Origin of the sequence: Corallococcus aberystwythensis, assembly GCF_003612165.1 — a bacterium.
Taxonomy (GTDB): Bacteria; Myxococcota; Myxococcia; order Myxococcales; family Myxococcaceae; genus Corallococcus; species Corallococcus aberystwythensis.
On the sequence record NZ_RAWK01000321.1, the window covers coordinates 1 to 10,133 of the forward strand.

General features: G+C 68.5%; 7 protein-coding genes. 3 read left to right on the plus strand and 4 right to left on the minus strand.

The features are described 5' to 3' along the window. Positions 1 to 214 precede the first annotated feature (214 nt). The gene (locus tag D7W81_RS35895) at positions 215 to 1,135 is read right to left on the minus strand and encodes a DUF2381 family protein (protein ID WP_120559887.1); all 921 of its coding nucleotides are present in this window, start codon (positions 1,133 to 1,135) and stop codon (positions 215 to 217) included. Between the two features lie 26 nt (positions 1,136 to 1,161). Then, a complete protein-coding gene (locus tag D7W81_RS35900) occupies positions 1,162 to 3,015 on the minus strand; it encodes a serine/threonine-protein kinase (RefSeq protein WP_306440936.1) in 1,854 nt (617 codons plus the stop codon). 199 nt (positions 3,016 to 3,214) lie between these two features. Here D7W81_RS35900 and D7W81_RS35905 point away from each other — a divergent pair, with 199 nt between their 5' ends. Then, positions 3,215 to 3,574 (plus strand): helix-turn-helix transcriptional regulator, encoded by a 360-nt coding sequence (locus D7W81_RS35905; protein WP_120559888.1) that lies wholly within the window; start codon positions 3,215 to 3,217, stop codon positions 3,572 to 3,574. Positions 3,575 to 3,578: 4 nt separating this feature from the next. Here the strand turns inward: D7W81_RS35905 and D7W81_RS35910 are convergent, their stop codons facing one another. Further along, positions 3,579 to 4,748, minus strand: coding sequence for a serine/threonine-protein kinase (locus D7W81_RS35910; protein WP_120559889.1), 1,170 nt, complete (start codon positions 4,746 to 4,748; stop codon positions 3,579 to 3,581). A gap of 232 nt (positions 4,749 to 4,980) precedes the next feature. On the opposite strand from D7W81_RS35910, the gene D7W81_RS35915 reads away from it, so the two are divergent. Further along, the gene (locus D7W81_RS35915) at positions 4,981 to 6,381 is read left to right on the plus strand and encodes a 3' terminal RNA ribose 2'-O-methyltransferase Hen1 (RefSeq protein WP_120559890.1); all 1,401 of its coding nucleotides are present in this window, start codon (positions 4,981 to 4,983) and stop codon (positions 6,379 to 6,381) included. After that, positions 6,378 to 8,936 (plus strand): polynucleotide kinase-phosphatase, encoded by a 2,559-nt coding sequence (locus D7W81_RS35920; protein ID WP_120559891.1) that lies wholly within the window; start codon positions 6,378 to 6,380, stop codon positions 8,934 to 8,936. Before D7W81_RS35915 ends, D7W81_RS35920 begins: the two co-directional genes overlap by 4 nt. 1 nt (position 8,937) lies before the next feature. Here D7W81_RS35920 and D7W81_RS35925 read toward each other — a convergent pair. Next, on the minus strand, positions 8,938 to 10,133 hold a 1,196-nt coding region (locus D7W81_RS35925; protein ID WP_120559893.1), incomplete at its 5' end, for a porin.

Below are 10,133 nucleotides of genomic sequence, written 5' to 3' on the forward strand. Positions count from 1 at the left end.
ACCATCCGCTTCACCATCTGAGACTTGAATGCATCCGTGTACGGCACTGCGTCCTGCCTGCTCTCGCCCCCAAGGCGTGGTCATCCCGGCTATTCAGCCGAGGCGACAACTTCCCTGACACAGGGGGCCCCGGGCACGTAGATTGTGTCTCCATGGGAACGCGGCGAATGACGACATCGAAGTTCCACGCGACGAGGAGTCATCAACAGGCTCCCTATGGGAACATCAAGTTGCCGAGCACGACAGTGCGCGGCCCGTCTTCCTCCCACAGCTTGATTGAGAACGTCCCTCGGGAAGCAGCTTCCGAAGCCTCGGCCTCCACCACAACGACTCCGAACTCTCCTATCGGGATGGGCCGCTGTTGCCACAGGCGAAGCACCTTCAACTCTGCCCCGGACTTACCTCGAAGCGTTGCCCCCTTCGCGACCCATGGCGGAGCACCCGCCTTCACCTTCAAATTGATTTCGACAGCAACACCCGTCGCGGACCGGTAGCTCTTGACGGAGGCTACCTTGAACGCGTTCGCGTTCCCCGTCGTTTGGGCGACGTCCGTGGTCACGACTCGTCCGGTCACACCGTGCTCGTCCAAGGCACTGGAGGACACGAGACCCGCCAGCCCGCTCGGGGCATTCTGTTCGGCCAGCAATCGTGCGACCTCACTCTGGCAGCGCATCAACTCCGCACGAACCTCCCTGGCTTCTTGCTGATACGTCTCAATCGTCCGCATGCCGCGATAGACCTCGATGAGAGGTTCCGCCTTCGCGGGATGTACTCGAAGAAAGAATGAGGCGCTTGCTGGCGCCGCCCCATCCCGGAAGCGCACGACCAGTCGCAACCTTTCGCCAGCAATCAACCGTGCCGAAGGGACCAACCGCAAAGTGGCCTGCCCCACATCCACGAGCGAGAACCGGTCCCGACTTTCCAGTTCGACTTCGTCGCGCTTCAAGTTGGAGTCGAAGAGCAATGTCGTCGAAAGCCCAGCACTGATCGCAATCTCGGGTGCAGAAAGAGCGTCGTCAGGAGCCAGCTCAATGCGGCGCACGCCCGGCGACGAAGCGGCGGCCTCCGATTGGGCGACTGAAGCTCCACTCACGAGCAGGAGGCCCAGGAATACGACAAAAGAGGAAGAAGACACTCGGCGATAACTCCCAGGCGACTCTGCTACTCGAACTCGCTCACTGCCTTCACGCGAGCCGAAGTGAAGATACGAGCGCTGGATGGTGAGTCGTCTCCAGGCTCCCGAGCCATGCCTCGGTCACCCTCCTCCGCGAAGACCTCCATGCACACGGGAAAGCTGTCGCCCTTCGGCGTCGTCGCCCAAGTCAGGCGCCCATACACGCGCTCCCTCACGATGAGCCGTCCAGACAGTACCGTGTTGCTTGGCATGTCCCCCCAAGGGCCAGCCAAGATCAGCTGCGTGGGTCCCTCACGCACCGAGATGACCTTCGGCCTGTCGTCGTCGTCGAAGACCACAGTGGCTTTGCGCCCTGTGGTGACATTCAACTTTGCCATGGCCTTCACGGCTCCCACGGGACACGGCTCGGGCGATGGCGCCGGCAGCACTTGAGGACCGGGACAAGCCGTCAATGCGGTGCATGCCGCCGCCGTGCCGACAGCACGGGCCATGACGCTCATGCCCTTCTTCGCGGGCTTCGAGGGGAGCTGAAGGGGCTGTGTCTCTTTCGGCTGCGTCGTCACGGTGGCTGAAACCTCCTGGAGCGTCGCGGGGAGAGCGACGGCCGCAGCGGTGGCCTCCGGCCCGGTGGGAGCTGCGGCGCGGCCAGCTTGAGACGACTTGCCAGAGGGCGCTACTTCCTGACGGGTGGGGGCTGGCCTCGCGATGCGTGACATCCCGAGTCCCCACGCGGCCCCCGCCAAGACAAGCATCACAGCGAGCACCGCCCAGGCGCGGAAGGCCCCGCGCTTCTCAGGCGCCACTCGCACAGTCGTCACGGGAGGCGGCATCTCGCTCGCCGCAGCATCCGCATCCTTCGCTGGCGCCGGCTTCGGGGGACGGCGTTTGCCTCGGCGGGGGCGGTGTCGGGGTTGGTGCCGCCACTGCTCGAAGCTGTCGATGTCCTCCCCCTCCGTCGTCGCGGAGTCCTCGTCGTAGGCATCGCAGAGCGGCACGTCCCACGTTGCGTCCGCGCCGCGTAGCGCCTGCTCCAGCGACTCGCAGAGAGCCTGGGCGCTGGGCGTGCGCGCCTCGGGCGTCTTCTCCAGGAGCTGCATGCACACGTCGCTCAGCGCCCGGGGCACCCGCTCGTTCTCCTCGTGCGGTGGCGTGGGTGCGCTGGAGAGAATCGCCTCCGTCAAGCTGGCGCCGTCCTCGCCATCGAAGGGGAAGCGGCCTGTCAGCAGCCGGTAGGAGACGAGCCCCAGCGCCCACAAGTCGTCCGCAGGCCCCGCTGTGTAACGGGCATCCCGTGCCTCAAGGTGAGCACGCAGGAAACGCCACGCCTCCGGGGAGCGGTAGTCCACCGTCCCGGGTGGGAGGATGTCCGCCGTCAACTCCCGCGCGCCCGTGTAGTCGCCGATGCCGAAGTCCACCAGCTTGGCCAGGCCGTCCGAGGCGCGCACCATGACGTTGGCCTCCTTCACGTCCCGGTGCACCACCCCTTCCGCGTGGGCAGCGGCGAGCGCCCGCGCCATGCCCAGCAGCACGCGCGCCGCCTGCCGCGCCGTGGGGTTCTCCGCGTCGGCCCAGGCGTCCAGCTGACGCCCTTCCACGTACTCCATGGCGATGACGGCGAACTGAGGCTGGGCCACCGGCCAGTAGCCATGACCCAGAATCCGCACCACGTTGGGGAAGTGCAGGCGGGTGAGGATGGAGATTTCGCGCTCCGCCCGCTCCCCCACGCGCGGCAGGTGCAGCAGCTTCAGGGCGAAGCGCTGGCCTTCGCAGTGCGCGAGGTACACCGTGCCGAAGCCGCCCTGCCCCAGCTGGCGCTCCACCGTGTAGCCCAGCACCTGGGCCCCAGCAGACAGCACAGCCGGAGGTGGCCCCCGCATCATGGCGTCCTTCCTTCAGGCTCCCAAGCCTCTCGCATGCGGCGTCCTCCCAGCGGGGCGCGGACCCTACCAGAGGCGTGAGAAGCCCGAGAATCCCTCCCTCGGGCTGGGCACCCGAGAAAGGACTCCAAGAGTCCATTGGCATCTGACCAACCCCTAGCATTCACCCCTGGCTGGCCCTCGGCTACGCTGCGCGCCCGCCATGAACGAAGAACTCGGCATCACCATCGGCACGGAGGCCCGCGCCGCCCGCCAGCACCTGGGCCTGACGCAGGCCGAAGTCGCGGAGCGCATCGGACTGGTGCACCCCGTCTACAACCGCCTGGAGCGCGGCAAGATGCTCCCCAGCGTTCCTTCCCTCTACCGCCTCTGCCGGGAACTGCGCGTCTCTCCCGAGAAGCTGATGGGGCTCACCGCGACGGGCGACGTGCGCAAGGGCACGAAGCCCAAGCCCAAGGAAGAGGACGCCCCGGAGCTGCGGCGCCTTCTCCACCTCGCGCGCAAGCTGGATGCGGAGGACCTCGCGGCCCTCCTCCACGTCGCCTCGGCGCTGGCACGCTGAAGCCCTACTCCCGCTTCAAGCCCTCCAACTCGTGGGTGTCCAATCCCTCGGGGAAGAGTCCTTCCTCTCCGAATTCCACCTCGTCGCGCAGGATGCTGCCTTCCGCCAGCACCTGGGCCCACTCCGCCGCGGCTTCCTGACGTCCGTAGCCTGGGTGCCGCCTCGCCAAGGCGACCCGCATGGCGTCGCGCAGGTCCGCCGCCGTGGCGAACCGCTCCTCGGGATTGGCGCGCAGCGCGACATGCAACATCGCCTTCACGTCCGGGGAGAGTGGGGCCACGGCCTCCTCGACGTCCTCCGGACCGAAGCTGGCCAGCAGCACCTGCATCTGCGACAGAGGCAGGGACGGAACGATTTCCGAAAAAAGATAAGCCAGGTTCGTGGGCGGGCGCGGCACATCCTCCACATCGAAGAGGTGCTTGCCGGTGAAGAGTTCCACGAGCAGCACGCCCAGGCCGAAGACGTCGGAGCGCGGCGAAAGTGGCTGCCGCATCAGGTACTCCGGCGAGGCGTAGGCCACGTCGCCGCGGACGAGGCTGGCGGGTGATTCCTCACGCCCCACCACCAGCGAGTAGGCCGCGCCGAAGTTCGTCAGCTTCACCTCGCCTTGCGTCCCTACGTAGACGTGCCGGGGGTTGACGTCACGGTGGATGATGCCCAATGCCTTGCCGTCCACGTCCGTCAGCGTGTGCGCGTGGTGCAGCGCTTCCGCGACCTCCGCGCCCACATGGAGAGCAAAGGCCTCGGAGACAGGACGGCCCCGCGCCACGCCCGCACTCACCAGCGTCTCCAGCGAGGGGCCGTCCACGTACTCCATGACGACATGCAGCGCACCCTGATGCACCTTGCGGTGGAAGACCTGGGCGATGGCCGGGTGGCGCAGGCGGAAGGCCAGTTGAATCTCCTCCCCCAGCCGCGTGCGCCGCATATACGTGGAGGGGTTCGCCAGCCGTCGCACGAAGCAGAAGCCGGGCAGCTTGTTGCCTCGCTCCGAGAAGCGCTGGGCGAGCAGCAGCGACTCGCCCGTCTGCATCAGCACCAACTCGCGCACGGCCTCGTAACGGATGCCGTCGATGGTGAAGAGGTGCAGGGGCTTCTCAGGCGTCGGCGGAAGCTGCCTGCGGCGCGCGGAGACTTCGGTGCGCGACAGGTCATCGGTCGTCGATTCGGCCATGGCTCCTCGGGAAGCTGGAGAAGGGCGCAGCGGCGCCTCCCAAGGAGTTTGAGCGCAATCAACCTTTCAAGTCCATGACTATGAACCTTAAAGAGCAATCACCTAAATCGAGGTGGCCAGGGAGCTCGCGGACAGGATGCCCTGAAGGGTCCTGTCCTCTTCCCCTCCGCATCTTTCGTCAGGCCCCCTTGTTCCGCCCGTCAGGCGCGCAGCAGGATTCACGCGCGCCCCCATGCTCCTGACCCTTTCGACGACCCACACGCCCGCGACGGACCTGGGCTACCTGCTGCACAAGAACCCCGACCGGCCCCAGTCCTTCGAGCTGCCCTTTGGACTGGCGCACGTCTTCTACCCGGAGGCCTCCGCTGGCCGCACCACGGCGGCGCTGCTCCTGGAGGTGGACCCCGTCGCATTGGTGCGCGGGCGGCCTTCGTCAGGCGGCCAGGGCGGCACCCTGGACCAGTACGTCAACGACCGGCCCTACGTGGCGTCGTCCTTCATGAGCGTGGCGCTGTCCCGCGTCTTCGGCACCGCGCTGTCCGGGCGCAGCAAGGACCGGCCGGAGCTGGCCGCGCAGCCCCTGCCCTTCTCCGCCCGCCTGTCGGTGCTGCCCTGCCGGGGCGGTGAATCCTTCCTGCGCCGGCTCTTCGAGCCGCTCGGCTACACCGTCACCGCGACCCGTCACGCGCTGGATGAGACCGTGCCCGCGTGGGGTGACAGCCGCTACTTCACCGTGACGCTGGAGGGACACGTGCGCCTGGGCGACCTGCTCTCGCACCTGTACGTCCTCATCCCGGTGCTCGACGACGACAAGCACTACTGGGTCGGCGACGAGGAGGTGGAGAAGCTCCTGCGCCACGGCGAGGGCTGGCTCGCCGCACACCCGGAGCGCGAACAGATTGCCCGCCGCTACCTGCGCCACCGCCACAGCCTGGCGCGCGAGGCCCTGGGGCGGCTCGCGGGCGATGAGGCCCCGGAGCCGGAGGAGCGCCAGGAGACGCGCAACGCCGAGGAGGCCGTGCTCGAGTCGCGCCTGAGCCTCAACGAGCAGCGCCTCCAGACGGTGATGACCGTCCTCCAGGAGCAGGGCGCCGCGCGCGTGGTGGACCTGGGCTGCGGCGAGGGACGCCTCATCAAGGCCCTCTTGAAGGACCGGCGCTTCACGGAGGTCGTGGGCATGGACGTGTCCCACCGCACGCTGGAGATTGCCCAGGACCGGCTCGGCATCGACAAGATGCCGGACATGCAGCGGCAGCGCGTGAAGCTGCTGCACGGTTCGCTGTTCTACCGGGACCAACGGCTCACGGGCTTCGACGCCGCCACCGTCATCGAGGTCATCGAGCACCTGGACCTGCCGCGCCTCGCGGCCTTCGAGCGCGTGTTGTTCGAGCACACGCGGCCGGGCCTCATCCTCCTCACCACCCCCAACGCCGAGTACAACGTGCGCTTCACCTCCCTTCCCGCCGGAACCTTCCGCCACCGCGACCACCGCTTCGAGTGGACCCGCGCCGAGTTCGAGGCCTGGGCGGCCCGCATGTGCGAGCGCTTCGGCTACACCGTGCGCTTCCTGCCCGTGGGAGAGAACGACGCGGAGGTCGGCGCGCCGACGCAGCTGGCGGTGTTCGCGCGATGAACGTCCACATTCCAGAGCTGTCCCTCGTGGTGCTCATCGGGCCGTCCGGCTCGGGCAAGACGACCTTCGCGCGCCGCCACTTCAAACCCACGGAGGTGCTCTCCTCGGACACCTACCGGGGCTTCGTGTCCGACGACGAGAACAACCAGGAGGCGACGAAGGACGCCTTCGAGACGCTGCGCTACGTCGCCGCGAAGCGGCTGGCTCGGGGCCTGCTCACCGTGGTGGACGCCACCAACGTGCAGCCGGAGTCCCGCAAGGCCTTCGTGGAGCTGGCGCGCGAGTACCACGTGCTGCCCGTGGCGCTGGTGCTGGACGTGCCGGAGCGCACCTGCATCGAGCGCAACCAGCAGCGGCCGGACCGCGCCGCCAGCTTCCGCTTCGTGCGCAACCAGGTGTCCCAGCTGCATCGCTCGATGCGCGGCCTGGAGCGCGAGGGCTTCCGCCACCTCCACGTCCTCAAGCCGGACGCCATCGAAAACGTGGTGCTGGAGCGCAAGCCGCTCTGGTGCAACCTCAAGCACGAGCGGGGGCCCTTCGACATCATCGGCGACATCCACGGCTGCCGTGAGGAGCTGGAGGCGCTGCTCACCAGGCTGGGCTACGCGGTGCAGCCACGCGCGGACGGCACGCCGGGCTTCGACGTGCGCCCGCCGGAGGGCCGCAAGGCCGTCTTCCTGGGCGACCTGGTGGACCGCGGCCCGGACATCCCGGGCGTGCTACGGCTGGTGATGGACATGGTGGAGGCCGGCACCGCGCTGTGCGTGCCCGGCAACCACGAGATGAAGCTCCTGCGCAAGCTGCGCGGCGGCAAGGTCAACGTGTCCCACGGCATGGCCCAGACGCTGGAGCAGCTGGAGAAGGAGCCGCCAGAGTTCCACCAGCGGGTGGCGAAGTTCATCGACGACCTGGTGTCCCACTACGTGCTGGACGACGGGCGGCTGGTCGTAGCGCACGCGGGCATGAAGGAGAGCATGCAGGGCCGGGGCTCCGGCCGCGTGCGTGCCTTCGCGCTGTACGGCGAGACGACGGGCGAGACGGACGAATACGGCTTCCCGGTGCGCTTCAACTGGGCGGCGGAGTACCGGGGCCGCGCGTCGGTGGTGTACGGCCACCAGGCCGTGCTGGAGGCCGAGTGGGTCAACAACACGCTGTGCGTGGACACCGGCTGCGTCTATGGCGGTCAGCTCACCGCCCTGCGCTACCCGGAGCGGGAGCTGGTGTCCGTGCCCGCGCAGCGCGTGTACTGCGAGGCGGTGAAGCCGCTGGGTGCCCCGGCCCTGTCGGGCCTGAGCGCGCAGCAGCAGGCGGATGACGTGCTGGACCTGGAGGACGTGCGGGGCAAGCGCGTCATCTCCACGCGGCTGGCCGCGAACGTCACCCTGCGCGAGGAGAACACCACCGCCGCGCTGGAGGCCATGAGCCGCTTCGCCATCGATCCGCGCTGGCTCCTCTACCTGCCGCCCACCATGTCGCCGTCGGAGACGAGCGACCAGCCCGGCTTCCTGGAGCATCCCCAGGAGGCGTTCGACTACTACCGCAAGGAGGGCGTGGCCCAGGTCGTCTGCGAGGAGAAGCACATGGGCTCGCGCGCCGTCGTCGTCCTCGCGCGCGACGCGGAGGCCGCGCGCCGCCGCTTTGGCGTCACTTCCGGCGAGACAGGCGTCTGCTACACGCGCACGGGCCGGCGCTTCTTCACGGACGAGACCCTGGAGGCCGCGTTCCTCGCGCGCGTCCGTTCCGCGCTGAACGCGTCCGGCTTCTGGGAGGAATTGAAGACGGACTGGGCCTGCCTGGACTGCGAGCTGATGCCCTGGTCGCTGAAGGCCCAGGAGCTGCTGCGCGACCCGTACGCCGCAGTGGGCGCGGCCTCGCGCGCGGCGCTGACGGACGTGGTGGCGGTGCTGGGTCAGGCCACGGCGCGGGGACTGCCGCTGGGCGAGCTGTCCACGCGTTTCACGGACAAGGCCACCCAGGTGCAACGCTACGTGGAGGCGTACCGGCGCTACTGCTGGCCGGTGACGTCGCTGGACGACGTGCGGCTGGCGCCGTTCCACCTGCTGGCCACGGAGGGCGCGACCCACGTGGACAAGGACCATGTCTGGCACATGGAGACGCTCGGGCGCGTGTGCCGCGCGGACCCGTCGTTCCTCGTGGCCACGCCCTACCGCGTCGTCTCGCTGGAGGACGCGGAGGCGGTGGCCGGCGGCGTGCGGTGGTGGGAGGAGCTCACCGCGCGCGGCGGCGAGGGCATGGTGGTGAAGCCCCTGGGCTTCGCGGTGCGCGGACGGCGGGGCGTGGTGCAGCCCGCCATCAAGTCCCGGGGCCCGGAGTACCTGCGCATCATCTACGGCCCGGAGTACACCGCGCCCGCGAACCTGGACCGGCTGCGCCAGCGAGGCCTGTCCACCAAGCGCTCGCTCGCGCTGCGCGAGTTCGCGCTGGGCGTGGAGGGACTGGAGCGCTTCACGAAGAAGGAGTCCCTGCGCCGCGTGCACGAGTGCGTCTTCGGCGTGCTCGCCCTGGAGAGCGAGCCCGTCGACCCGCGGCTCTGACTCAGTAGTTGAACTGGAGCTGGAGGCGCGTCACGTGCCCCTGCTCCTGTTCATACGGGTAGCGCGAGGAGGTGCGGTCCGCGATGACGTAGGCGGCCGTCAGCTCCAGGGCCTTCCAGATCTGCCACTCCGCGCCCAGCTCCAGCTCGCGCACGTCGTAGCGGGGGGCGTTGGTCTCGAACTTCTTGCCGCCCTTGTAGAGGGTGCCGCGCACGTAGGGGATGAGCGACACGCCCACCACCCCGTCCAGCTTGTACATGAGCTGCGCGTAGCCGCCCTGCAGGTTGCGGCTGTCGATGAGCAGCGCCTCGTCCGGGAACGAGCCCAGCGAAGGGCCCCGCCCGATGTTGTACTCGGCCTGGAAGCCCAGGGGCTGCGGGTAGAGGGTCAAGCTGGCGATGGCGCGGGCATCCACCATGTTGGGGCCACGCGCGAGCGCGTAGGCCGCGTCATCGCGCGGGGACGCGCTCAAGTTGAAGCGGCCGTAGTAGGCGCCGGCCCCGACCTCCACGTACTGGGAGCCGAAGAGGAAGGGATAGCTGACGCGCGCGACGGCGTGGGGGCTGTTGTTGCGCTCGGCGCGGTTGGCCGTCTGGCCGTTGTAGACGCCCAGGCCCACGACGCCGTAGTCGCCGGAGCCCTTGAGGCCGCTGTCGACGAGGAACTTGAAGCGGTCGCGGATGTGCGAGGGCGCCCAGTAGAAGAACACGCCCACGTCGCGCTCGTCCTTCAGCGCGCTGTTGATGGCGTCGTTGCGGTCCAGCGCCAGGCGGTTCTGGCTGGACTGGAGGTTCTCGAAGCCGAACGGGACCTTGGACTGGCCCACGCGGAAGCGGAACTCCTTCTTCGCGTCCACGAAGATGTCCGCGTACCAGTCCCGCATGATGGCGACGTTGTACTGGTCACCGATGACGGAGGCGAAGTCCGGCTGCAGGTAGATGGACACGTGCGGGTGCACGTCCCCGAAGATGACCAACCGCGCGCGGCGGATGCCGAAGCCGGTGTCCTTGCCCAGGAAGCGGTCGCCCTGGTCGTTGATGAGCGAGTCGTTCACCCGGAAGCTGGGCAGCCGGTTGTAGCGGACCTGCGTATAGCCCCGGAGGCGGATGCTCTCGTACCAGGGCTTGGACTTCTCCTTTTCCTTCTCCTTCTCCTCCGCGGGAGGCGGCAGGGCGGCGGGAGGCACGACCTCACCCT